Raw genomic sequence first — 23,271 nt, 5'->3', positions numbered from 1 at the left:
CCTCACCCCGGGCCGGCATCGACACCGGAGCGTACCGCCGCGACAGGTCCGCGAGGCGGCCCAGCCACGCCCGGCCGCCCCGGTCACCCGCTCAGGCAGCCGTCCCCAGCGCTGCCTGCCCGGGCGCGTCGGCATCCCCGGCCCGCACCGCCACCGGCGCGGTGGACCGGCGCTCGTGCAGGAGGTGGCCCGCACCGATGGCGCCGGCGATGATCAGTCCGCCCGCGACGAGCGCGCCGCGCGCACCGGCCAGCTCCATCAGCAGGCCGAGGGCCGGCGGGCCGCCGAGGCTCCACACCGTGCCGATGCTGCCCCACACCCCGAGTACCCGGCCCCGCATGTGCGCGGGCGGGTCGGTCTGGAGCACCGCGGTGCCCGCGGTGTCGGAGACGGACTCCACCACGGCCATCGGCAGCACCATGACCAGCAGGACGGCCAGCGACGGCGACAGTCCGGCCACCACCTGCAGCAGCCCGCCCGCCGCCGCCAGAGCGCCCACGATCCGCACGGAGGGCCGGCGCAGCCGGGCACCCAGGACCGCGCCGACGATGCCGCCTGCCGCCAGCACCGTGGAGACCGTGCCGAACGACCCGGCGCCGCCCGCGAGCGGTCCGGTGACCAGGACGGCCAGAGTGAGCTGGTAGTTGCGTCCGAAGACCGCGCTGACCCCCGTGACACCGGCCAGCGCCAGCAGGCGGGGACGGCGCGCGAAGAAGGCCAGTCCCTCGCGCACGGTCATGGCCTCCGCCTCACCGCGGTGCTTCCCGGTCGCGACGTGCTTGACCGCCCCGCGCGCCGGACGCAGGAAGGGGATGACCGAGGCCACGAACAGGAACGAGAGCCCGTTGGCGGCGTAGGCGGCGGCCGTGCCGAGGAAGCCGACCGTCACCCCGGCCAGCGCGGCGCCGGTGAGCCGGCCCGCCTGGTGGACCAGCGCACCCACCCCGATCGCGGAGGGCACGTCCTGAGCCGGGACGAGATCGTTGCCCAAAAGCGAACACGCCGGGCCGTCGATCGTGGCGATGACACCGGTGACGGCGGCCAGCACCATCAGGGTGGTCACGTCGATCCGGTCCAGCGCCACCAGGAGCGCCGTCACGAACGCGACCGCGCCGAGCAGCGCCTGGCTGACCGCGGCGGTCAGTTTCCGCGGCCAGCGGTCGACGGCCGCGCCACCGAACACGCTGATCAGCAGCGCGGGCGCGGCCTGGACGGACATCGAAAGACCCGTCGCGGCGGCGGACCCGGTGATCTGCAGGACCAGCAGGTTCTGCACCGTGAGCTGCATCCACGTACCGGCGTTCGACACGAAGTTCGCGACCGACCACCAGCGCATGCTGCGGTACCTCAGGGACCGCCACGGCGAATGGGACGCGGCCTCGGCCGGTGCGGGAGGAGGCGACGCGGGGGCCGGCGGGGCGGGGGGAGGGGAAGAAGACACAGTGCGCCACTCGAAGACGAGTCGTGAGACCCAGAGGGGGAACGGGACGGGAGCGAGAAGGCCGGCTGCGTTGCGCGGCCACTCCACTGAGCCGGATGACGGCGCCGACCATCGTGGCAGAAGGGACCGGCGAGTCATTGCCGTCGCTCGCCCTCGGACTCGGCGGAGATGGCTCAATTCCCGTCCCCTGAAACGCTTTTGCCGATCCGAGTGTGCTTGATCACAGCATTTCGGGCGCTGGGCGCCGGAGGGACGACGGCCGTGACGGCGGCCACAGCGGCCTCGTACGTCCGTCCGCGCGTCCGCCCGCGCCGGGCCGGCGACGCGGCCGTACGGAGTGGGACCACGGCAGCCGTCAGAGCATGAAAGCGACTCGGTGGGGCACCCGGGGCCCGCTGGTCAGCACCCTGCCGGTGCTCCCTCAGCGCACCGTCAGCGCTTCGCAGAGGAAGGAAGGTCGTCCTCATGATGCCGATGGCGGCGTTCAGCCCGCGGGCAGCGGCCCGCCCGCCCTGGGACCGTGTCCTGGTGACCGGCGGCGCGGGGTTCCTCGGGTCCCATCTGTGCACCCGCCTGCTCGATGCAGAGGTCGAAGTCGACTGCCTGGACAACCTCTCCACGGGGCGGGCCGAGAAGGTGGCCCACCTCGCGGGCCGGCCCGGCTTCCGCTTTCTGGAGCGGGACATCTCCGAGCCCGGCTGCGCGGACGCGCTCACCGGTCCCTACGACCTGGTCCTGCACCTGGCGGGCCCCGCGTCCCCGGCCGCCTGGCCGGACCGGCCCGTGGAGATCCTCGACGCCGCCAGCCTCGGCACCCGTGCCGCGCTGGCCGTCGCCGGCCGGGACGGTGCCCGGTTCCTGCTCGCCTCCTCGCCGCCCGGCGCCCGGCACGGGAGCGACACCGACCCGGTCGGCCCGCACAGCGCCTGTGCCGAGGCCGTCCGGTTCTCCGAGGCCCTGGTCGCCGCGCAGGCGGGCGCCCATGGCTCGAACGCCGGGATCGTCCGGCTGTTCACCGGCTACGGCCCTGGCATGCGGACGGACGACGGGGGAACTCCGGCCGTGTTCATCGAGCAGGCCCTGGCCGGCCGTCCGGTCACCGTCCCCGGGGACGGTGACCGTAGGTTCCCCCTGTGCTACGTCGACGACATGGTCGACGGTGTCCTGCTGGTCGCGGTCGGCCGCTCGGTACGGCCCGTGGACATCGGCGGCGACGAGGAGCCCACGGCCGTGGAGATCGCGCGCCGGGTGATCGACCTGACCGGTTCCGACTCGCCACTGGCGTTCGTCGACGGAACGGGTGACCGGCCCGCCGAGCCCCGGCCGGTCACTGGATTCGCCCGCGAGATCTTCGGTTGGCTGCCTGGCGTGACCTGGCAGGACGGACTGGAACGCACCGTCGACTCCCTCCGCGGCCGGCCCGAACCGGTCCCGACGGCGCCGACCGAGCGGGCGGGGGAGCGGGCGGGGGAGTGGTGGGCGTGAAGACCGCCCCGCCCCGGACCGGGCGAAGCCTGCCGACGGGCTGACCGGCTTCGGCCTCGCTTCGGCCTCGCGTGGACGTAACTCGGCCTCGAGGATGGTGACGGGCCCCTCACTCGAGGCCGAGTTGCCGGTGAAGGCGCGTTCAGCCAGGTTTGCCCCGCCCCGACATCGCGTCCCGCACCCGGTCGACCATTCCCGCGCCGGGCGCCAGAAGCTTGTTCATCGGGGGCTTGTCCGGGGCGGACGGGTGCGGTCGCGTCGGTGCCGTCTTCTTCGCCTGACGGACCTTGTCGCCCAACTGGTCCAGGGCGTCCGAGGGGCACGCCTCCCGGAGCCTGGGGAAGAGGTTGCCCTCCTCGTCGGCCACGTGCTCACGGATCTCACTCATCAGCATGCCGATCAAACGGTCGAACTCCGCGTCGTCCGGCGCGCAGCCCTCGAGGTCCTTCATGATCTGCTCGGCCTCGGCGTGGTCCTCGAGCTCCTTGTCCGCGAGGGCACCTCCGTTCGCCACGTGCTCACGGACGGCCGGGTAGAGATACGCCTCCTCCGCCACGGAATGCCGGATCAGCTCGATGGTGGCCTGGTCGGCGTACACCTTGCGGTCCTTGTGACCGGACGGCAGCGCCTCGATCTTCCCGAAGAGCTCCTCGACCTCACGGTGATCGGTCGTCAGCTCGTCGATGACGTTTCCTCCGTGTCCCATGTTCCACCTCCTTGAAGGTCGTGGCGGTTACGGGAGCGACCCGCCACGAGCATCGGGTCCCCCCGCACTCAGTGTGCTAACGCCCCGTTCGGCAACTGTCCAGCTTGGCCCGGATGCCGCCTGCGGCCGCTGCGGGGCGGGCCGCGATCCGGGTCGAACGGTGCGCCAAGTTGGCGTCGTGCCGCAGGTCTTGCGCGGCGTGTCGGCCGCGCCACAGCAGCGAGGGGGCACTGCCGGTGTCGTCGGCGGCGATCAGCAGCCCGCCCATCATGGAGAGGTTCTTCAGGAAGTGGACGCGCTGCTGGGCGCGGTCGGACGGGTCCTCGGCCTCCCAGTAGCGGTGCGCCGCCAGTGTGGTGGGGACCAGCGTCGCCGCGAGGGCCAGCGCGGCCAGCCGCGGGCAGCGACCGAGCCCGAGCATGACCCCACCGGCCACCTGGACGGCGCCGCTGAGCCGTACGAGTTGTTCGGTGCGGTCCGGCAGCACCGCCACGCGGTCGGCCACCGGCCGCACGATCGGCTCCGCCGCCGGGGCCACGTCCTCGGGCCTGCGCAGGGACTGGAGACCGCCCGCGACGAACATCGACGCGAGCATCGGACGGCCGGCCATACGCAAAAGACTCATGACGTTCTCTCGCTCTCTCGCTGCTCTCCATGGGATACCGGGAGGACGGGCAGGGGTTGCCAAGGGCGTGGTGCCCACTGGGATCATCAGGTGACCGGGCGGGGGCGCGCCATTCGGCGCCCGGCGCGGCACCTGCGCTCGCCGTTACCGCGCCGCGCGGGCTCCACGCAGGTCACAGGCTGTTCAGGAGCTGCGGCGACAGGTTCTTGATCATGGTGTTCGTCCAGCGCATCTGGCGCAGTGTCTGCGGATGGCAGGAGGAGGCGAGCGCCAGCAGTTCGCTGTCCCTGGACGCCTGGGCGGCCTGCGCGAGCATCTCCCAGTGCAGGGAGTTCTCCGCGGCGGCGACGTGCAGTTCCCGCAGGTCGCGCAGGAGCAGCAGACCCGCCTCGGGCCGGTGTACCACCGCCTGGGAGGCATTCTTCCGCAGCGTCGCGAAGACGCCGTCCGAGGACGGGTCCGACGGGTCGCCCAGCTTCACGTCGTGGTGTGCGGCGACCTCCGCCAGCCGCCGGACGTGTTCGCGCGACCAGACGGCGAGGTCGGTGGCGACGTGGTGGACCTCGTGCTCGGTGCGGTGCCGCTCGGCGGCGGTCACCAGATCGTGCGCCAGGCGCCGTTCGCCTCGGTGCAGCGTGCGCAGGGTCAGGGTGATGCCGTTCACTGGGCGCCTTCCTCACGGCCGTGCGGGAACTCCGTCGGCGTCTGTGCCGTGTGTGCCGCCGATCCGCCCGCGGTGGGCCGAGCGACGCCGGCGGTGGCCGGTGCCGACGCGGTGGTGGTCGGTGCCGGTGACGGCCGGCCACCGCCGCGCTCCACCAAGGTGAGCGCGGCCGTGGCCGTCTTGAACAACGGCTGCTTGGAGGCCGGGTCCCAGTCGGTGATGGTCGCCTCGTTCGCGGCACGTCCGGGAGTGTCCGGACCCGGACCCGATCCGTTTTCGGTGTCCCAGTAGCCGTAGTGGAACGGCACGAACAGCAGCCCCGGCCGGATGCCGGTCACCCGCAGCCGTCCCCGCAGTGAACCGCGCCTGCTGGTGACGTCGGCCAGGTCGCCCTCGCCGAGGCCGAGCCGGTCCGCGTCCGCGGTGGAGATCTCCACCCACACGTCCGGGGCGGCGTCGCGGAGCTGGGGAGCCCGCCCGGTCTTCGTACGGGTGTGGAAGTGGTAGATCGTCCGGCCCGTGGTGAGCTGGAACGGATATTCCTCGTCCGGCTCCTCGTGCGGCGGCCGGTAGGCGGCGGCCTTCAGTACCGCCTTGCCGTCGGGGTTGAGGGAGCGGTACTCGACGACCTCCTGCGACGCCCCGGTCTCCAGGTCCTTGCCGTAGCTCTCGCACAGGTCCGGGTGGGCCCAGCTGATGCCGTCCGTGTAGAGCCGCGCGGTGCCCTGCGGCGCCGACTCGTCGCACGGCCACTGGATGCCGCTGGTGTCGCGCAGCTTGGCGTAGGACAGGCCGGTGTAGTCGCAGGGGCGGCCCGCGCTGCAGCGCTTCCACGCCTCGAACGCCGACTCGGGGTCGTCCCAGGTGACCAGTGGGCCACCGTCCTTGTCCCGGAAGTCCATGCGCCGCGCGTAGTCCAGGAAGATGTCCAGGTCGGGTCTGGCCTCGCCGGGCGGCTCGACCGCCTTGTCCGACAGATGCACCGTGCGGTCCGCGTTGGTGAGCGCGCCGGTCTTCTCGCCCCAGGTCGCGGCCGGCAGCACCACGTCGGCCAGCTGCGCCGTCTCCGTGAGGAACAGGTCCTGCACCACCGTGAACAGCCGGTCCTGAGTCAGGATCGAGCGGATCCGGGGGAGTTCGGGCAGGGAGACGGCGGGGTTGGTGCCGCTGATCCACAGCATCCGGATCGAGCCCTGCTCGGCGTACCGGTACATCTGCATCGCGTGCGTGGGCGGCGCGTAGTGCGGGATGGTCTCCGGCTCGACGTTCCACACCCTGGCGAGGTCGGCGACATGGGTGTCGTTCTGCCAGTTGCGAAAGCCGGGCAGGTCGCCGTTGGCTCCGCACTCGCGGGTGTTCTGGGCGGTGGGCTGGCCGTTCATCTGGAGCAGGCCGGCGCCCGGGCGGCCCAGCATGCCGCGGATCAGGTGCAGATTGTTGATCTGCACCGCGGCGGCGGTGGCCTGGTGGGACTGGTAGACGCCCTGGAGGGCGGTGGAGACCAACGCGTCCGTGGTGCCGACGAGTTCGGCCGCCTCCTCGATCCGGGCGGCGGGGACGTCGCAGATGTCCGCGGCCCACTTGGGCGTGCAGTCGGCGACCCGGTCGGCCAGCTCCTCGAAGCCGACGGTGTGCGCGGCGATGAAGTCGCGGTCGATCCTCTCGTGCCGGATCGTCTCGTGCAGCAGCGCGTTGAGCAGGGCGACGTTGGTGCCGCCGCGGGGCGCGAGGTGCACGGCCGCGTGCTGGGCGACCCGGGTGGGCCGGGGGTCGACGCAGAGCAGGCGGGGCGGATCGGCTCCTCCCAGCCGGTCCAGCAGCCGCATCCACTGCACGGGCTGCGTCTCGGCGATGTTGTGGCCGAACAGCGCGATCACGTCGGCGTGGTCGAAGTCGTCGTAGCTGCCGGGCTGCCCGTCGCAGCCGAACGTCTCCTTCAGCGCCTCCGCGGCCGTCGACGTGCACAGCCGGGTGTTGCCGTCGAGGTGGTTGGTGCCGATGCCGGCCCGGGCGAGGACCGTGAGGGTGTAGTACTCCTCGAGGAAGAGCTGGCCGGAGGTGTAGAAACCGATCGAACCCGGGCCCCGCTCGTCGAGGAGTTCGCGCGAGCGGGAGGCCACCAGGTCCATCGCCGTGTCCCAGTCCGTCTCCACCAGCCGCCCGTCGCGCCGCACCAGCGGCCGGGTCAGCCGGTCCCGGGAGGCGTTCGCCTGCCACCCGAACAGGTCCTTGGGGCCGAGCCGGCCCCGGTTGACCCGGTCGACGTCCCGGCCCCGCACGCCCACCATCCGGCCGTCGGCCACCGCGACGTCCATCGCGTCGCCGTCGGAGTGCAGGATCGACGCCGACTGCACCCATCGCTGCACCGCCCCGGGGTCCACTCCGTCCGCGAGGAACGTGTCCACCCGGGCCGGCCAGGTCTCGTGCCGGCCGTAGGGCACTCTCGTGCCCCACGGCTGCGCGATCCGGTCCGCCGAATCCTCCATTGCCGGCCTCCCGCCAACGTGCGTCACACTGCCGGCCGCCGGGTACCCGGGTGTCACTGATCGACGCGGAACACTTGTGGGAGCGCTCCCAAGCGGGCAGGATGCTGTGGTGACCTCGACTGCCGCCGTACGCCCGTACCGTCCCGCCGACGCTCCGGCCCTCGACGACATCTGCATCCGAACCGCGCACAACGGCCGGGACAGCCGACCCGTGTACGCCGATCCCGCCGTCCTGCCCGCCATCTTCGCCGCTCCGTACGTCCACCTGGACCCGGACCTTGCCTTCGTGCTGGACGACGGAGGCGGTCGGGCGGTCGGTTACATCCTCGGTACGGCGGACACCCCGCGCTTCGCGGAGGAGTTCCGCGCCAAGTGGCTGCCGCGGTTCGCGGACCGCTACCCGGCGCCGGACCGCCCGCCCGGCACTCCGGACGAGGTCATGGCGGGACTCCTGCACGACCCGGAGCGGATGATCGTCCCCGAGCTGGCCGCGTACCCGGCCCATCTGCACATCGACCTGCTGCCCGAGTGGCAGGGCCGCGGATTCGGCCGGGCACTGATGCGTGCGTTCTGGCAGGCGCTGCGCGAACGCGGGGTGCCGTCCGTCCACCTGGTCATGGCCACGGCCAACACACCGGCCAGGGCCTTCTACGACCGTATGGGCTTCCACGAGATCGAGGCGGCGGGCCTGGACCCCGCGGACGTCACCTGCCTCGGACGTACGACGGACGACTCCGGCCACAACTGACCTGCCGGGTCTGCCGGCCCCGCCGGACGCACGGGTCCGCCGGACGCACGGCCCCGCCGGACGCACGGCCCCGCCGGACGCACGGGTCCGCCGGACGCACCGGGCGTGCCGGGTGGCGGTCAGGCCGCGCCGAGCCGGTAGACGTTGAAGGCCCGGCGTATGACGGGCTGGGCCACGTTGCGCACTCGCACGCCGCCCGCCGTCATCCCGTGCTCCGAGCCCAGGTGGGCGTGGCCGTGGACGGCGAGGTCCGCGCCGGCCGTGTCGATGGCCTCGGCCAGCAGATAGCTGCCGAGGAACGGATGGATCTCCAACGGCTCCCCGGCGAGCGTGTCGGCGACGGGGGAGAAATGCGTCAGCGCCACCCGGGCAGCGCAGCCCTCGTCGCTCAGCTCCTTCAGTGCCGCGTGCAGGCTGTCCGCCGAGCGCCGGGTGGTGCGCACGAACTCCTTCATGATCGGCTCGCCGAACTCGCCCGCGCTGCGCCCGACGAAGCCGCCGCCGAACCCCTTGGTCCCGGCGATCCCGACCCGGGTGCCGGCGCATTCCACGACGGTCCCCTCGCCCTCCAGGACTGTCACACCGGCGTCCTGGAGGAGGGCGGTGACCTTCTCGGGCTGCTCGTCGTGGTGGTCGTGGTTTCCGAGGACGGCCACCACCGGCACCGGCAGGTCGCGCACCTCCCGCGCCACCACCCGAGCCTCCTGTGGGGTGCCGTGCCGGGTGAGGTCACCGGCGAGCAGTAGCAGATCGGCGCAGTGGGGCAGGGTCTCGAAGGCGGGCCGGAGGAGTCCCTGGCTGTCGGGTCCCATGTGGATGTCTCCGACGGCGGCGACACGGATCATCACAGCTCCTCCGCGTGGTCGGGGCCGGTCGTCTCCGCCACCAGGACGTCGGTGTGCACGGTGAGCCCGGCCAGCTCCTCGTGGGCGATGCGCAGGAGGGTCTCGCGGCACTGGGCGGAGGGCACCGTGCCGGTGATCACGATGGCGCCGGCCCGGATCTCGGCCCGTACGCCGAGCTCGCCGAGCTCCTCCGCGGCGAGCCGGTCGTGCAGGTGGGCCACGCGGTACTCGACGTTCTCGGCCGCGGAAGCGGTGTCGCTCGCCGCGGGGCCCTGGTGTGCGACGGGGTCGCTCATCGCTGCTCCTCCTCGACGGAGTTCGTGGAGTTCGCGGAGTTCGCGCACTCCGCGGAAGGGACCGGGGGGATGATCTCCAGTCGCTCGAGGATGAAGAAGAACGCGGCGGGCATCGGGGCGTCTCCGCAGTCGCGGCGCAGCCCGTCCCAGTCGATCTTCTCCCGCAGCGTGCGGGCGATCGGCAGTACCGCCCCGAAGTCGCAGTGGTGCTCCGAGAAGGCCGCCAGCAGACCGCGCAGCAGGTCGGTCGGCGACAGGACCGGCATGAGCACCGAGTCGACCGAGAGATCATGGGCCCGCGCCAGCAGTTGGTCCGTGACGGGCTCGTGAGCCAGCTCGAAGATGAGGTCGACCTGCTGTCCCAGGCAGTTCGCCTTCAGCAGCCAGTCCTCGGGCGGTGTGTACACGGCCAGGCCCGCCTCCCGCAGCGTCGCGGCGACGGCCTCCGCGTCCTCGGGCCGGATGCAGAAGTCGACGTCGTGCTGGAGGTTCTGGGTGCCGCCGTGCGCGTACACGGCGACGCTGCCGGCCAGCGCGAACGGGTGCTCCTCCCTCTTCAGGATCGAACCCACCTGCTTGGCCGCCTGAAGGATCGCCTGATTGCGGTCGAGCGGGAGATCTTCGTGGCGCGCTTCGTTCTGGGGGACGAGTTGGGGGTCCCCCGCTGCCAGACGGAGCTCGGAAACGCCGGCGCGCTGCTCGAGAGCGCGGTCGTCGGCGGGCTGCGTCATTGCTGTCCCCTTCCCGGGCTGTCCTCTTCGACCGGTCCGACGAGGACCGGACCTGTCGCGTCGAACCGGTCCTACCGGCACCGGCCCTCCCCAGGGGTTTCGGGTACCCGGAGCGGTACCGCCGACACGAAGGCCGTCCCGGAGGTGAGGCGCGGCGAGGATTCCGGGCACCCGGACGGCATGGACGACAAGCAGGAGCGGCAGCGGACCGAGACCGTGGAACGGCTGGTGGCGGCCTGGATGGCGGAGACCGGGCGCCACGACCGGGCCGCGGCCCACGAGGCCCGCACCGGCTGGGAACGGGGCGCTCTGTCCGAGCGGGCCGCCCAGGACCTGGCCACCTGGGTCACCGCGAGGATCACTGACACCGGATTCACCGAGGACGAGGGCCCCTACGTGGCGAGCCCTGTCCGGATCACCCCGGCGGACAAGGACGTCGTGCACGAGTGGCTGCGTGCGCGGGGGCATCGGATCTGACCCGCCCCGTCACCGAGCTGACCCGCCCGTCACCGACGCAGCGCCGACCGAGCGACGGGGACGTCAGCGGACCGGCGGCTGCCACTCGAACATCAGGATCGTCGCGTCGTCCCGCAGCTGCCCGCCCGCCTGCGAGTCCAGAATCGAGTGGATCAGGCGCCGCAGCGTCTCCGGGGCCAGCTCGCCGCCGGCCGTGGCCCGGATGACGTAGTCCGCGAACCGTTCGAGCCCGAACAGCTTCTCCTCCCGGGTGCGCGCCTCGGTGACCCCGTCGGTGTACATCAGCACCCGGTCCCCGGGCTCCAGCCGTGTCTCGTGCGTTCGGCGCGGCTCGGGGGTGAGACGGGCCGGCGCGCCCATCGGCGGATCGGCCTCCCGTTCCAGGGCGTCGACCACCAACTGCTCGCCGCGGATGAGCAGCGGCGCGGGATGGCCGCAGTTGCTCCAGCGCAGCAGACCGGTCTCGAATTCCAGCTGGGCGACGACCGAGGTGCAGTACTGCTCCGGCAGCCAGCGGGCCAGCGCGTCGTCGACGCACTCCACGAGCGTGTGCAGATCGGCTCCGTTGCGCCGGGCGTTGCGGCACGCGGCCAGCGCCACCGCGCTGGTCAGCCCGGACGCGAGGTCATGACCCATGGAGTCGATGACCGAGACGTGCAGTGTCGTCGGGGTGAGCGATTGGTCGAAGGCGTCGCCGCCCAGCTCGTAGGCCGGTTCGAGGACGGCCGTCGACACGACGTGCTCGTTGCCGATGGTGCGCGGCGGCAGGAACGCGCGGAGCATCTCGGAGGGGAGGTGCATGGGCTCGGTGCGGGTGTGCCGCACGAAGGAGTCCTCGAAGGCCCGCTTCGAGGTGATCATCATGGCCAGCAGTGAGGCCAGCGCCCGCCCGCGGACCAGGGTGGTGGAGGTGAGCGCGGACGAGTGCAGCGCCAGTACCCCGAGCCGCTCGGCACCGTCCACCAGGGGCAGCCACGCCGTGACGCCGCCCGTGTCGGACTCCTCGACGCGCAGCGCCTGCGTCCGGTAGGACCAGCCCGCCAGCGAACCGTCGACGGGGATGGCCGACGCCACGTCGGTCTGCGGCACGAGATGCCGTTGCTGCAGATCGACCAGGTAGACCGCGGCGTGCTGAAGGCCCAGTGCCTTCGTGCACCGGTCCAGGGCTGTGGCCAGGTCCAGTGTCAGATGGGCGGGATCGGCGAGGAACTCGTACAGCAGCGCGTCGCTCGTCTCTGACGTCGACACCTCGTCTCCCCTCGTCGAGAAGCCCGTCGGGACGGGGCACGTTGCGCAGCAGTCTGGCACCGCCCGCCGGGCCTCGCCCGTCGAGCGGATCACCCGCCGGGCGCTTCGGTCCGGGCAGACAGGGCACGCGTCACGTCGTACGACACCGAGCGCGAAGGAGTGGTGCCGCATGACCGAGTACGAGCGTTCCCGCACCATGCCCGCCCATCCCGAGCAGGTCTTCGACCAGGCCGCGAACGTCGGGCAGCTGGACACTTGGCTGCCCCAGGACCTGCACGTGGAGCCCGAGGACCCGCCCGCCGTCACCGTGCACGAGGACCGCACCGACCAGGACACCTCCGCACTGCTGAGCGCCCGGCCCGAGCAGATGCGGCTCGAGTGGGGCACCCGCGACCAGGGCAGCTACGCAGGCTGGCTGCAGGTGGCCGGACTCGACAGCGGGGCCAGCGAGGTGACGGTCCACCTGTCGTTCTTCGACGAGGGGCACGACCCGGGGCAGCAGGCGGTGGCCGACGCCCTCGACAGCAGCCTTCGGCGCCTGGAGGAGCAGGTGCGGATGCGCGCCGACAACGCGGCCGGGTGAATTCGCGGAGACAAGGGCAACCCTTCGCCGCCATGTCGGGTCGTACGGGTCGTACGGGGAAAAGGACGACCGATACCGACGAACCGGCATGGGGGAAACATGTACGTCCACAACCGAGGGGTCCGTGCCACGGTGACCGCGCTGGCGACCGGCGCCGCGGTCGCCGTGGCCACGGTCCCGGCGACCGCGGCGACGCCGGACCCCGGCCCGCCCTCCTTCCTGGAGCCGGCCGAACTGCCACCGCACCCCACCTCCGACTGGTACGCCGGACCGGTCACCGCCGGGCAGCCGGATCCGCTGCCGATGTGCGTCGGCGAGGCCCTGCCGTCCACCGCCTCCCACCGCCGGTACTGGACCGAGTACGACACCGGCGCCCTCCAGGTCACGGTCGTCGAACGCAGCGAGCGGCGGGCCGGGAGGCTGGCCGCGCTGCTCCGTGAGGACCTCGCCGGCTGCGCGCGGAAGGTGATGGAGCGGTACCCCGACGTCACCGCCACACAGAAGTACTACGGCCGGCTGAACGTGGAGGAGGGCGCGCACGTCTACGGCGTCCACACGGTCGCCGAGTGGGGCGCCTCCGACATCGGCCTGTTCTCGGTGGGCCGGGACGGCAGGACCGTGACCGTCGTGCAGTGGGGGCAGATGGGCACCTTCGCGCACGCTCAGGTGGCCGACTTCAGGGCCACCACGGTCAAGGCCGTCAACAAGCTGTACTGACCGGTCGGGCGCCTCCTTGGCGGTGCCGGCCACATCACGCCGGGCGGGCGGTGCCGGCTACGTCACGACGGGCGGCCCGCCGTCCGGGCGGAAGACGGCCCGCTGACCGTGCCGGCAGTGCACGATCCGGTCCGCGAGCCCCTTCCGGTCGGCCTCGGCCAGGAAGGCGTCGAGCGGGGAACGGAAGACGGTGTAGTCGTCGTAGTGCACCGGGAGGACCAGCCGGGGTTCGAGGCGCCGGGCCAGTTCCGCGCCCTGGCGCCCGTCCATGGTCACCACGAAACCGCCCGGCAGCGTCGTGCCACCGAGATGCAGCACGGCCAGATCCAGTCCGGGAAAGCGCCGGGCGATCTCGTCCAGGCCGTCGAAGAGCAGTGTGTCGCCGGACACGTAGAGCCGGTGCCGCGCAGGGCCGTCGGCCGGGCCGAACTCCAGCAGGCTGCCCATCACCGGCGGCAGCAGGCGCCGCAGGGCGGGGTGTCCGGCGTGCCGGCCGGGCAGCGCCGTGATGCGCGCCTGCGCGTCCGCGTGCCGCACGGTCTCCGCCTGCCAGGTGCGCAGCCCCACGGCCCGGTGGAACCCGTGCATGCCCTGCAGTCTGCGGGAGGCGTGCGGGGTGGTGACGATCGGCAGCGACCGTGGCAGTTGCCGCCGGGCCCTGCGGTCCCAGTGGTCGCCGTGCAGATGCGACAGCAGCACGGCGTCGAGTTCCGGCAGGTCGCCGGGTTCGAGCGCGGGCTCGGTCAGGCGGCGGCTCACCAGGCCGTGCCCGAGGTAGGCGCGCTCGCCGCGGTGGAGGAAGTTCGGATCGGTGAGCAGGCTCAGCCCGCGGTACTGGAGCAGCACGGTCGCGTTGCCGACGAAGTGGATCCGCAGGGAGTCGTCCTGTGACGGGGGCGGGGGCGGGGACATAAGGGCGATCCGATCCTGTCTCGGAGTACGAGGGCCGGGCCCGGCCGCTCGGGGCGGACCCTCACGGGAGCACCGAGTACCCCTCCCACGAAGGCTCACCCGGCCGTCGGATCCGCGACGACGGGGCGCCGACGGCCCCGCCCGCCCCGCCCGACCAGGCCGGACAGGCCCGGGTGTCCGCGCGACCGCCCAGGGCACTCGTCGGCCATGGACGCACACCGACGCCCCCTGATGGACCGCACGTTGCCGCTGCTCACCGAGGGGTACGCCTGGCTGCCCAACCGCATGCGCGACAGCGCCGACGCAGTGCTGCGCACCAGGCTGCTCGGCAGGCCCGCGCTGGCCGTGCGGGGACCGGAGGCCGTGCGCTTCTTCTACGACGAGGGGCACGTCCACCGCCACGGCGCCACCCCCGCGCCCGTGCTGGACACCCTGTTCGGCCAGGGCGCGGTCCACACCCTCGACGGGGACGCCCACCGCGTCCGCAAAGAGCTGTTCCTGCCGCTGCTCGACCCCGACCGCGTGACCGGCCTCACCGAGCACGTCACCGCTGCCTGGGACGAGGCCGTACGCTCCTGGAGCGAGCTTTCCCGCGTCGTGCTGTTCGACGCGGTCGGCGTGGTGCTCACCCGCGGAGTCTGCCGCTGGGCCGGACTCCCGCGCCAGGCCGTCGACGCGGAACCCCTGGCGCGGGACCTGATCGCGATGGTCGACGGCTTCGCCACTCCGGGACCGCGCCATCTGCGGGCCCGCCGCGCCCGCGCCCGGCAGCAGGCACGTATGGCCCGCCTGATCGAGGACGTACGGCGCGGGAAGGTATCCGCCCCCGCGGACTCGGTGCTCGACCGGGTCTGCCGGCACCACGACGACCCGGGCGAACCGCTGGACGCCGGGACCGCGGCGGTGGAACTGCTGAACGTACTGCGCCCCACGGTCGCCGTGAGCTGGTTCGTGGCCTTCGCCGCCCACGCCCTGCACCGGTGGCCGGCCCACCGGGAGCGGCTGCGCGCCGGTGACGGCGCGTTCGCCACGGCCTTCGCCCACGAGGTCCGCCGTTTCTACCCGTTCGCCCCCTTCCTCGGCGGCCGGACCGTCACGGAGCTGACCTGGCACGGCGAGTCCGTCCCGGCCGGCGGGATCCTGCTGCTCGACGTCTACGGCCAGAACCACGACGAGAAGCTCTGGGGCGACCCGTATGCCTTCCGGCCACAGCGGTTCCTGGAGCGGCCCGCCGACCCCGACGAGCTGATCCCGCAGGGTGGCGGCGACCCGGCCACCGGACACCGCTGCCCCGGCGAGCGCATCACCGTGGGCCTGCTGGATTCCCTGGCCGTGCGACTGGCCCGCCTGGAGTACACGGTCCCCGAGCAGGACCTGCGCATCCCGCTGCGCCGCATCCCGACCCGCCCGCGCAGCGGCTTCGCCGTCACCGGCGTACGCGCACCCTGACGCTGGCCCGGTACCAGCCGATACTAACGGCGGTCGCCCTTGTGCCCCTGCCCCTGCCCAGGCTCCACGGCGTCCCGTCGTCCCGTCTGCTCCGCCTGGTCGAACCGGACGAGTTCGGGATGGTTGAGGTCGAAGGCCGGCGACTCGGAGCGCACGCGCGGCAGGGCGTGGAAGTTGTGGCGCGGCGGGGGACAGGACGTCGCCCACTCCAGTGAACGCCCGTACCCCCAGGGGTCGTCGACACCGACCGGCCGGCCGTACCTGGCGGTCTTCCACACGTTGTACAGGAACGGCAGTGTGGACAGCCCCAGCAGGAAGGCGCCGATGGAGGAGAGGGTGTTGAGGGCCGTGAAGCCGTCAACGGCCAGGTAGTCGGCGTACCTGCGCGGCATGCCCTCCACACCGAGCCAGTGCTGCACCAGGAAGGTGGTGTGGAAGCCCACGAAAAGCGTCCAGAAGTGCACCTTCTCCAGCCGGTGGTCGAGCATGCGGCCCGTCATCTTCGGCCACCAGAAGCTGAAACCACCGAACATCGCGAACACGATCGTGCCGAACAGGACGTAGTGGAAGTGGGCCACGACGAAGTACGAGTCGGTGACGTGCCAGTCCAGCGGCGGCGAACCGAGGATCACCCCGGTCAGACCGCCGAAGAGGAACGTCACCAGGAAGCCGGCCGCCCACAGCATCGGCGGTTCGAAGGACAGGGAGCCCTTCCACATCGTGCCGATCCAGTTGAAGAACTTCACGCCGGTGGGGACGGCGATGAGATACGTCAGGAACGAGAAGAACGGCAGCAGCACCGCGCCGGTGGCGAACATGTGGTGCGCCCAGACGGTGGCCGACAGCCCGGCGATGGCGATGGTGGCACCGACCAGCCCCATGTAGCCGAAGACCGGCTTACGGGCGAAGACCGGGATGATTTCGGTGACCACCCCGAAGAACGGCAGCGCGAGGATGTACACCTCGGGGTGGCCGAAGAACCAGAACAGGTGCTGCCACAGGATCGCCCCGCCGTTCTCGGGGGCGAACACCAGTGAGCCGAAGTGCCGGTCCGCCTCCAGCACCAGCAGCGCCGCGGCCAGCACCGGGAAGGCCAGCAGTACCAGGACCGACGTCAGCAGCACGTTCCAGACGAAGATCGGCATACGGAAGATGGTCAGGCCGGGTGCGCGCATGCAGATGATCGTGGTGATGAAGTTGACCGACCCCAGGATGGTGCCGAACCCGGCCAGCGCCAGCCCCATGATCCACAGGTCACCACCGAGGTAGGGCGCGTGGAGCGGGCCGCTCAGCGGTGTGTACGCGGTCCAGCCGAAGTCCGCCGCGCCCTGCGGGGTGAGGAAGCCGGCGAGCACGATCAGCCCGCCGAAGAGGAACAGCCAGTACGACAGCATGTTCAGCCGCGGGAAGGCCACGTCCGGGGAGCCGATCTGCAACGGCATGACGGCGTTCGCGAATCCGGCGAAGGTCGGGGTGGCGAACAGCAGCAGCATGATCGTGCCGTGCATCGTGAAGGCCTGGTTGTACTGCTCGTTGGAGAGCACCTGCAGCCCGGGCCGGGCCAGCTCCGCCCGGATCAGCATCGCCAGCACCCCGGCGATCAGGAAGAACCCGAACGACGTGATGAGGTACAGATGGCCGATCCGCTTGTGATCGGTCGTGGTCAGCCAGGAGACGATCACCCGCCCCCTGCCGCGGCGTTCCGCCGCCGGGGCCGGCGTGATCGGTTCGGTCTGTGTCGCCATCCGACCAGAGCATCCGAACCCCGGCCGCCTGCGCCGACGCCACGTCACGCGCCCACCCAGGTAGGGCCGATTGGCTGATCGTTTCTATCCGTCCGGGTGCGTCATCTCCTCGGAGGGACGAAGCGACCGTCACCCGAATGGCCCCCGCACGCTACTGGTGACGGCCGATCCGGTGTCTCCTGGAGAGTGTCAGCGGCGTCCAGGCTGGGAGGCCGATCATGTACGAAATGTGCGTGGGCCCGGAGAAGGCGGGCGGAGCGTTGGTGTGGCACGTGATGGCCAAACAGGCCGCGGCCACCCTGTGCGGACAGCGACTCCGCGAACGTATTGAGGCATCCGACGGCGAACGGGCACGACACTGCCCGGACTGCATGGCTTCGTTCGAGAAGTTGATGGCAGCCACGCCGTGCTGACGGACCGTCCGCGAAGCCGTCCGCCCCGTCGCATCCCGCGGCGGGGCGGACGGCGTGTGGCGGCCCGCCGGAGCCGCGGCGCGCCCCTCTTCGCCGCACAGCGGGTACCTGCTTCGCCGTACAGCGGGTACGTCCCGGCCGCGCAGCGGCGTGCGCACTCCGGGAGCGGCGTCACCGCACCGGCCGGTCAACGGCGTCCGGTCGTACGACAGACGACGTGTCACAGACGAAGGAGAATGCGCATCCATTGCCCCGGGCCTCGACCTCGGCCTCGACCTCGGTTGGGATTCTGCTTCGGCTTCGGAGCCCGTGGACGCCGAGCGGTAGGACCGAGGAGGGGCCCGGTGGTTCGGGAACGGTCGCGGACGGCGGCCGGTACGGCCGGTACGGGAGGTCGTCGGTGAGCCCCGGTCAGGTCCCCGGCGAGTACGCCACTCGGTGCACCGGTGGGACAATCTGCCCGCAGGACCGGTGTCCGATGCCGTGGTCGGAACCGTCCGGGACCGGAAGGAGCCGTCAGCATGATCGAGTGGGTGCCCCTGGGCAGCGGAGCCAGACCCGTCCCCCGGCCGGTCTCGGCTCCGCTGGTGTGGGCGGGAGCCTTCGGCGGCGCCCTCGCCCTGGTGGCGCTCCTCAACGGCACCGTGGGTTCGGGCCGTCCGGGAGTCGCGCTGGCCGTGCTCTCCCTGCTGGCGGCCCTGCTCGGGCTCTGTGCCCGCTTCACGGCCGCGCCCGGAACCGCCGTCCTGTGCTGGCTGTCCCTCAACGGCTTCGCCATCCCGCCGGCCGGCACGCTGACGTGGGCCGGCCGGCGGGACGCGGTCTGGCTGGGCTGTCTGCTCGGCGCGGCCCTCGTCGGCACGGCACTGGCCCGCCTGGTCCACGCGCGGGCCGCCTACCGTCGGCTGACCACGGCGACCGGCCCCGACGGACCGGAGCCGGGCGCCAGGCAGCACGATTTCTGACCGGCGTCCGACCGGCCTACGCGACCGGCGGCCGGGGCCCGGACCGGTGTCGCAAGGGCTCCCGACCGGCGGCTGGGGGAGGACCCCGACGGGCGCCGCGCCCGGCGAAGCCCTCCCCACCGCCCCCGGGTCAGGCAGTGTGCAGCGTCAGCCCGTAGCGGTTCAGGATCTCGTTGACGGGCTGGAACCAGGTCTCTCCGCCGCTGGAGCAGTTGCCCCAACCGCCCGAGGTGACGCCCTGGGCCTGGTCTCCGCTGATGAAGGAGCCGCCGGAGTCGCCGCCCTCGGCGCAGGCGCTGGTCTTGGTCATCTGGTGCACCGCGCCCTGGCTGTAGTTGACCGTCTCGTTCTTGGCGAGGACGGTGCCGCAGTGCCAGTGGGTGGTGGAGCCGGAGCGGCAGATCGAGGCACCGACGGGGGCCTCGTTCGAGCCGCGCACCAGCCGGTCGGGAATGGCGCCCCAGCCGAGCACGACCGGCACCGTCCACCAGCCGCTGCCCACGCTGACCCAGGCGTAGTCGTTGCCCGGGAACGACGAACCCTGGAACGTTCCGATGTGCGAGCCGTCCCAGCCGCGGACCGCCCCTCCCGCACCGCCGCAGTGACCGGCGGTGACGAACCCGCCGTGCACCGAGAAGCCGATGGAGCAGCGCACGTTGCCGGTGTAGTAGGGGTCGCCGCCGACGGTGCCAGCCGCGAGGGTCTGCGGGGCCGACGGCACCGTACGCACCGTGACGGGGCCGGCCTCGCGGGCCATGCCCACGAAACGCCGGACATCGTTGTCGCGACGCTCGCCCTCGACCACGTCGACGACCACCGAGTTGGCGGCCGGGTCGACGTGCCAGCTGCTGACGCCGGCGGGTGCGTCCAGGCGGTCGATGCGGGCCTTGGCGGCGTCGAGCTGACGCGCGCTGTGCTCGACGGTGCGGACGTGCGCGCCGGTGGCGCCGACGGCCCGGACCGTCGCGGGGGTGGCGTCCGAGGTGACGGCCACGGTGAGTCGGCCGAGGCCGGCGTCGAACCAGGAGCCGCCGAAGGCGTCTCCGGCGGCCCGGCGGGCCGTGGGCGCGAGGTCGGTGGCACGGCGTTCGGCCGCGAGCCGGTCCTCCGCCTCGGCCCGGGTGAGGTCGAAGTCGCGCTGCATGGCGTCCAGAAGACCGGCGGAGGCCGGTTCCTTGGTGGCGGAGGTGGCGGAGGTGGCGGAGGTGGCGGGGGAGTCGGCCGCCGCGGCCGGCAGCGTGCCGACGGCGGCGAGGCTGCCGAGCACGAGGAGCCCGGCCAGGCCGAGGTGCCTGATTCTGCTGCGTCTCACGGGAGTTGCCCTTCGTCGTTCCAACAAGGTGGGGTGGAACAGATGGGTGGGACAGCCGCGTTCTGAGAGCGCTCTCATCTGGGTTGGTCCGAGCTTAGCCAGGGAGCAACATCAGGTCCATGCCAATGCAGGACCTTTCGTCGAGCCGGTCGGGCCGGACGGGCCGGTCGGGGGTGGGCGTGGAGGGCGCGGCGAGACGGAAGAGCCGGTTGGCCGCTCGTGGACGGGGCACTCAGTGCTGCGTCCTTGCAGTAGTGACGGCTTCTGGACGTGGGAGGCACGCGTGGCGGTTCGGCATCGGTTGATCCAGGCGAGCCCGCAGGCGGTGTGGGACGTGCTCGCGGACGGCGACCAGTACGTGAAGTGGGTGGTGGGCCCGTCCGAGGTCACCCCCGAGGCCGGACAGTGGCCGCAGGTCGGCGCGACCATCGCCTACGAGGTGCGGGTCGGGCCGGTGCGACTGAACAACGAGTCGGTGGTCAGGCACTGCGTGGAGGGCTCCGTGCTGGAGCTCGAGGCGAAGGCGGGCAGGCTCGGCACGGCCCGGATCGCCATCGAGCTGCGCCCCTGGGGCGAGCAGTGCCTGGTGCTCGTGGACGAACACCCGCTGCGCGGTCCCGGTGGCCTGCTGCACAACGTGGGCGTCGAGGCGCTGATCCAGGTGCGGCACCGCGCGATGCTGGCCCGGCTCGCCGAGCTGTGCGAGTCCGAGGCCGGGGACCAGTGCCGGCCGGATCCCGAGGAGCAGGCCGGGTCCGTGGAGTTCGGTGCGGGGGCCGGCCGTGCCTGACGCCGTCGTGATCGGGGCCGGCCCCAACGGGCTGGTGGCGGCGAACCTGCTGGCGGACGCCGGCTGGAGCGTGGAGGTACTGGAGGAGCAGCCCGAACCGGGCGGAGCGGTGCGCCACGACAGCGAGGTCGCCCCGGGTTTCGTCAACGACCTGTTCAGTTCCTTCTATCCACTCGCCGCCGCGTCCCCGGTCCTGGCCGGACTGCGCTTGGAGGACCACGGGCTGCGCTGGGGCCACGCCCCACACGTACTCGCCCATCCACTGACCGACGGCACGTGCGCGGTCCTCGACCGCGACGTCGGGACCACGGCCGCCTCCCTCGACGCCTTCGCACCCGGGGACGGGGCCGCCTGGGACCGCCTGCACGAGGTGTGGGACCGCTACCGGGCGGACATCCTGGACGCCCTCTTCACGCCCTTCCCCCCGGTCCGCGCCGGCGCCAGGCTGGCGCTGCGGCTGCGCGGCGGGGGCGGACTCCGGCTGGCCCGCACGCTGGTGCTGCCGGTGCGCCGCCTGGGAGAGGAGGAGTTCCGGGGCGAGGGCGGCAAACTGCTCCTGGCCGGCAACGCCCTGCACGCCGACCTCGCGCCCGAGGCGGCCGGCAGCGGCGGCTTCGGCTGGCTGATGTCGATGCTCGGACAGACCTACGGCTTTCCCGTACCGGTCGGTGGCTCCGGTGCCCTCACCGCGGCCCTGGTCCACCGGTTGCGGGCGCGCGGCGGCACCCTGCGCTGCGGACAGCGCGTCGAGCGCGTCCTGGTGCGCGACCGGCGCGCGGTGGGCGTCCGCACGGCCGGCGGGGACACGGTCGCCGCACGGCGGGCCGTCCTCGCGGACGTCTCCGTGCCCGCGCTCTACGGAGATCTCGTCGCCCCGGAGCACCTGCCGGACCAGGTCCTCGCCGATCTGCGGCGCTTCCAGTGGGACTTCGCCACCTTCAAGGTGGACTGGGCGCTGGACGGCCCCGTGCCCTGGCGGTGCGAGGACGCGGCCCGGGCCGGGACCGTGCACCTGGCCGACGGTCTCGACGAGCTGACCCGGTTCGCCGCCCAGATCGCCATGCGGCAGATCCCCGACCGTCCCTTCTCGCTCTTCGGCCAGATGACGACCACGGACCCGACCCGCTCGCCGGGCGGCACCGAGTCCGCGTGGGCCTACACCCACGTCCCCCACGACGTCCGGGCCGACGCGGGCGAGGAGGGCATCACCGGCAGCTGGGACAGCAGGGAGCAGGAACTCATGGCCGACCGCGTCGAGCGCCAGGTGGAACGCTTCGCACCCGGCTTCCGCGCGCTGATCCGGGCCCGCCGGGTGCTGGCCCCGCCGACGCTCCAAGCCATGAACGCCAACCTGGAGGGCGGCGCCATCAACGGCGGTACCGCCGCCATGCACCAGCAGCTCGTCTTCAGGCCCGTGCCGGGAACCGGGCGGCCGGAGACCCCGGTGGCAGGCCTCTTCCTCGCCTCCGCGGGCACCCACCCGGGAGGCGGAGTGCACGGGGCACCGGGCTCCAACGCCGCGCGCGCCGCCCTGCGTCAGCACCGGTTCGCCGGCCTCACCCGGGTGCAGCGCACCCTCACCCGCCGCGACCGTGTGGGCGACAAACGGTGAGACATCGGCGTCTGCCCGACCGCCCGACCGCCCGACCGGCAAGTCCCGACCGTCCAGTCCCCCGACCGTCCAGCCCTCGACCGACCGCCCAGCCCCCCCCGACCGCCCCGTTCTCCCGAGGAAAGGGCCCCACGGTGACAGGCAGTCCCCTCCAGAACCGCACCGTCGTGGTGACCGGCGCCGCCCGCGGACTGGGCGCCGCCCTGGCCCTCGCGTGCGCCCGCCGGGGCGCCCGGCTGGCGCTGCTCGGCCACGAGAAGTCGCGACTGGATGCCGTGGCGGCGGACCTCCCGGCCCCGGCGATCGCCGTCGAGGCCGACGTCACCGACCCCACCGCGCTGGACGACGCGGCCACCGAGGTCCGCGGCCGTCTGGGGCCGCCGTCGGTCGTGGTGGCGAACGCAGGCATCGCGGAGGGCGGGCCGTTCGCCACCTCGGACCCCGCCGAGTGGCGGCGCGTCGTCGACGTGAACCTGACCGGCAGCGCCCACACGGCCCGGGCCTTCCTCCCGGACCTGGTCCGTACCGGGGGATACCACCTCCAGATCGCTTCGCTGGCCTCGCTCGGCGCCGCCCCCATGATGAGCGCGTACTGCGCCGCCAAGGCGGGCGTGGAGGCCTTCAACCACTCGCTGCGCGCCGAGGTGGCCCATCACGGGATCGCCGTGGGCATCGCCTACCTCAACTGGATCGACACCGACATGATCCGCGACGCCGACCGGTACGCGGTCCTGCGCGAGCTGCGGGGGCACATGCCGCCTCCGGCCCGCCGCACCTACCCGGCGGACCACGTCGCCGCCCGGCTGGTCCGTGCCATGGAGCGCCGCCGTACCGCCGTGTACGTGCCCGGCTGGCTGCGCCTGGCCCAGGTCGGGCGCAGTGCCCTGCCGCCGATGGTCCTGCGGCTGTCCCGCCGCGAACTGCCCCGGCTGGAGGCCGAGGGCGCGATGGACCCCACCGGTCCGCTCGGCGCGGGCGGGCGGGCCGACCGCGCCGAGGGGACGGGGACGTAGCGCCACGG

The 23,271-nt window shown here is 72.7% G+C and carries 22 protein-coding genes; 10 read left to right on the top strand and 12 right to left on the bottom strand.

Translation table 11 applies throughout. From position 1 onward, the window contains the following. Positions 1-91: 91 nt before the first annotated feature. Positions 92-1,336 carry an MFS transporter gene (locus ABEA26_RS06905; RefSeq protein WP_345590178.1) on the bottom strand — a complete coding sequence of 415 codons (1,245 nt, stop codon included), beginning with the start codon at positions 1,334-1,336 and terminating at the stop codon, positions 92-94. Positions 1,337-1,906: 570 nt separating this feature from the next. Here ABEA26_RS06905 and ABEA26_RS06900 point away from each other — a divergent pair. Next, positions 1,907-2,926 (top strand): NAD-dependent epimerase/dehydratase family protein, encoded by a 1,020-nt coding sequence (locus ABEA26_RS06900; protein WP_345590177.1) that lies wholly within the window; start codon positions 1,907-1,909, stop codon positions 2,924-2,926. A gap of 142 nt (positions 2,927-3,068) precedes the next feature. On the opposite strand, the gene ABEA26_RS06895 is transcribed toward ABEA26_RS06900, so the two are convergent. The 4 genes from ABEA26_RS06895 to ABEA26_RS06880 form a co-directional block, all read right to left on the bottom strand. Then, positions 3,069-3,632, bottom strand: a complete 564-nt coding sequence (locus ABEA26_RS06895; RefSeq protein WP_345590175.1) for a hemerythrin domain-containing protein — start codon at positions 3,630-3,632, stop codon at positions 3,069-3,071. 76 nt (positions 3,633-3,708) lie between these two features. Continuing rightward, a complete protein-coding gene (locus ABEA26_RS06890; protein ID WP_345590173.1) occupies positions 3,709-4,257 on the bottom strand; it encodes a DoxX family protein in 549 nt (182 codons plus the stop codon). A gap of 172 nt (positions 4,258-4,429) precedes the next feature. Beyond that, positions 4,430-4,921, bottom strand: a complete 492-nt coding sequence (locus ABEA26_RS06885; RefSeq protein WP_345590171.1) for a hypothetical protein — start codon at positions 4,919-4,921, stop codon at positions 4,430-4,432. Then, on the bottom strand, positions 4,918-7,407 hold the full coding sequence (locus ABEA26_RS06880; RefSeq protein WP_345590169.1) for a molybdopterin oxidoreductase family protein: 2,490 nt from the start codon (positions 7,405-7,407) through the stop codon (positions 4,918-4,920). The genes ABEA26_RS06885 and ABEA26_RS06880 overlap by 4 nt, the downstream gene beginning before the upstream one ends. Positions 7,408-7,516: 109 nt before the next feature. Here ABEA26_RS06880 and ABEA26_RS06875 point away from each other — a divergent pair, with 109 nt between their 5' ends. Continuing rightward, positions 7,517-8,155 (top strand): GNAT family N-acetyltransferase, encoded by a 639-nt coding sequence (locus ABEA26_RS06875; protein WP_345590167.1) that lies wholly within the window; start codon positions 7,517-7,519, stop codon positions 8,153-8,155. A gap of 119 nt (positions 8,156-8,274) precedes the next feature. On the opposite strand, the gene ABEA26_RS06870 is transcribed toward ABEA26_RS06875, so the two are convergent. The 3 genes from ABEA26_RS06870 to ABEA26_RS06860 are packed head-to-tail and all read right to left on the bottom strand — an operon-like array spanning position 8,275 to position 10,027. After that, positions 8,275-9,000: a metallophosphoesterase family protein gene (locus tag ABEA26_RS06870; protein WP_345590166.1), complete on the bottom strand. Its 726-nt coding sequence runs from the start codon at positions 8,998-9,000 to the stop codon at positions 8,275-8,277. Continuing rightward, on the bottom strand, positions 9,000-9,296 hold the full coding sequence (locus tag ABEA26_RS06865; RefSeq protein WP_345590165.1) for a BON domain-containing protein: 297 nt from the start codon (positions 9,294-9,296) through the stop codon (positions 9,000-9,002). Before ABEA26_RS06865 ends, ABEA26_RS06870 begins: the two co-directional genes overlap by 1 nt. Then, positions 9,293-10,027 (bottom strand): nucleotidyltransferase family protein, encoded by a 735-nt coding sequence (locus ABEA26_RS06860; RefSeq protein ID WP_345590163.1) that lies wholly within the window; start codon positions 10,025-10,027, stop codon positions 9,293-9,295. The genes ABEA26_RS06865 and ABEA26_RS06860 overlap by 4 nt, the downstream gene beginning before the upstream one ends. A 180-nt stretch (positions 10,028-10,207) precedes the next feature. Between ABEA26_RS06860 and ABEA26_RS06855 the strand changes: the two genes are divergently transcribed. Beyond that, positions 10,208-10,504 (top strand): hypothetical protein, encoded by a 297-nt coding sequence (locus tag ABEA26_RS06855; RefSeq protein ID WP_345590162.1) that lies wholly within the window; start codon positions 10,208-10,210, stop codon positions 10,502-10,504. 63 nt (positions 10,505-10,567) lie between these two features. Here the strand turns inward: ABEA26_RS06855 and ABEA26_RS06850 are convergent, their stop codons facing one another. After that, a complete protein-coding gene (locus ABEA26_RS06850) occupies positions 10,568-11,752 on the bottom strand; it encodes a PP2C family protein-serine/threonine phosphatase (protein ID WP_345590161.1) in 1,185 nt (394 codons plus the stop codon). Between the two features lie 169 nt (positions 11,753-11,921). Here ABEA26_RS06850 and ABEA26_RS06845 point away from each other — a divergent pair, with 169 nt between their 5' ends. Beyond that, positions 11,922-12,335, top strand: coding sequence for an SRPBCC family protein (locus ABEA26_RS06845; protein WP_345590160.1), 414 nt, complete (start codon positions 11,922-11,924; stop codon positions 12,333-12,335). A 99-nt stretch (positions 12,336-12,434) separates the two neighbouring features. Further along, complete coding sequence (locus tag ABEA26_RS06840; RefSeq protein ID WP_345590158.1) at positions 12,435-13,052, top strand: hypothetical protein; 618 nt, start codon at positions 12,435-12,437, stop codon at positions 13,050-13,052. 57 nt (positions 13,053-13,109) lie between these two features. On the opposite strand, the gene ABEA26_RS06835 is transcribed toward ABEA26_RS06840, so the two are convergent. Continuing rightward, on the bottom strand, positions 13,110-13,964 hold the full coding sequence (locus ABEA26_RS06835; RefSeq protein WP_345590157.1) for an MBL fold metallo-hydrolase: 855 nt from the start codon (positions 13,962-13,964) through the stop codon (positions 13,110-13,112). A 207-nt stretch (positions 13,965-14,171) separates the two neighbouring features. On the opposite strand from ABEA26_RS06835, the gene ABEA26_RS06830 reads away from it, so the two are divergent. Continuing rightward, entirely contained in the window at positions 14,172-15,413 is a 1,242-nt protein-coding gene (locus tag ABEA26_RS06830) for a cytochrome P450 (RefSeq protein ID WP_345590155.1), read from the top strand. Positions 15,414-15,436: 23 nt separating this feature from the next. On the opposite strand, the gene ctaD is transcribed toward ABEA26_RS06830, so the two are convergent. Beyond that, complete coding sequence (ctaD, locus tag ABEA26_RS06825; protein WP_345590154.1) at positions 15,437-17,158, bottom strand: aa3-type cytochrome oxidase subunit I; 1,722 nt, start codon at positions 17,156-17,158, stop codon at positions 15,437-15,439. A gap of 934 nt (positions 17,159-18,092) precedes the next feature. On the opposite strand from ctaD, the gene ABEA26_RS06820 reads away from it, so the two are divergent. Next, a complete protein-coding gene (locus tag ABEA26_RS06820) occupies positions 18,093-18,536 on the top strand; it encodes a hypothetical protein (protein ID WP_345590153.1) in 444 nt (147 codons plus the stop codon). 130 nt (positions 18,537-18,666) lie between these two features. Here ABEA26_RS06820 and ABEA26_RS06815 read toward each other — a convergent pair whose 3' ends face one another. Then, positions 18,667-19,848: a S1 family peptidase gene (locus tag ABEA26_RS06815; protein WP_345590151.1), complete on the bottom strand. Its 1,182-nt coding sequence runs from the start codon at positions 19,846-19,848 to the stop codon at positions 18,667-18,669. Between the two features lie 283 nt (positions 19,849-20,131). Here ABEA26_RS06815 and ABEA26_RS06810 point away from each other — a divergent pair, with 283 nt between their 5' ends. The 3 genes from ABEA26_RS06810 to ABEA26_RS06800 all read left to right on the top strand — a co-directional run bounded on the left by ABEA26_RS06810 (position 20,132) and on the right by ABEA26_RS06800 (position 23,263). Continuing rightward, positions 20,132-20,638 (top strand): SRPBCC family protein, encoded by a 507-nt coding sequence (locus ABEA26_RS06810; protein WP_345590149.1) that lies wholly within the window; start codon positions 20,132-20,134, stop codon positions 20,636-20,638. Then, positions 20,631-22,250 (top strand): phytoene desaturase family protein, encoded by a 1,620-nt coding sequence (locus ABEA26_RS06805; protein ID WP_345590147.1) that lies wholly within the window; start codon positions 20,631-20,633, stop codon positions 22,248-22,250. Before ABEA26_RS06810 ends, ABEA26_RS06805 begins: the two co-directional genes overlap by 8 nt. Before the next feature lie 134 nt (positions 22,251-22,384). Then, on the top strand, positions 22,385-23,263 hold the full coding sequence (locus ABEA26_RS06800; protein ID WP_345590146.1) for an SDR family oxidoreductase: 879 nt from the start codon (positions 22,385-22,387) through the stop codon (positions 23,261-23,263). Positions 23,264-23,271 lie beyond the last annotated feature (8 nt).

The organism is Streptomyces marokkonensis, assembly GCF_039539045.1.
In the GTDB taxonomy this organism is placed as follows: domain Bacteria; phylum Actinomycetota; class Actinomycetes; order Streptomycetales; family Streptomycetaceae; genus Streptomyces; species Streptomyces marokkonensis.
The sequence above is the reverse complement of the archived record's forward strand: the minus strand, read 5'-3'. Positions and strand labels throughout refer to the sequence as shown.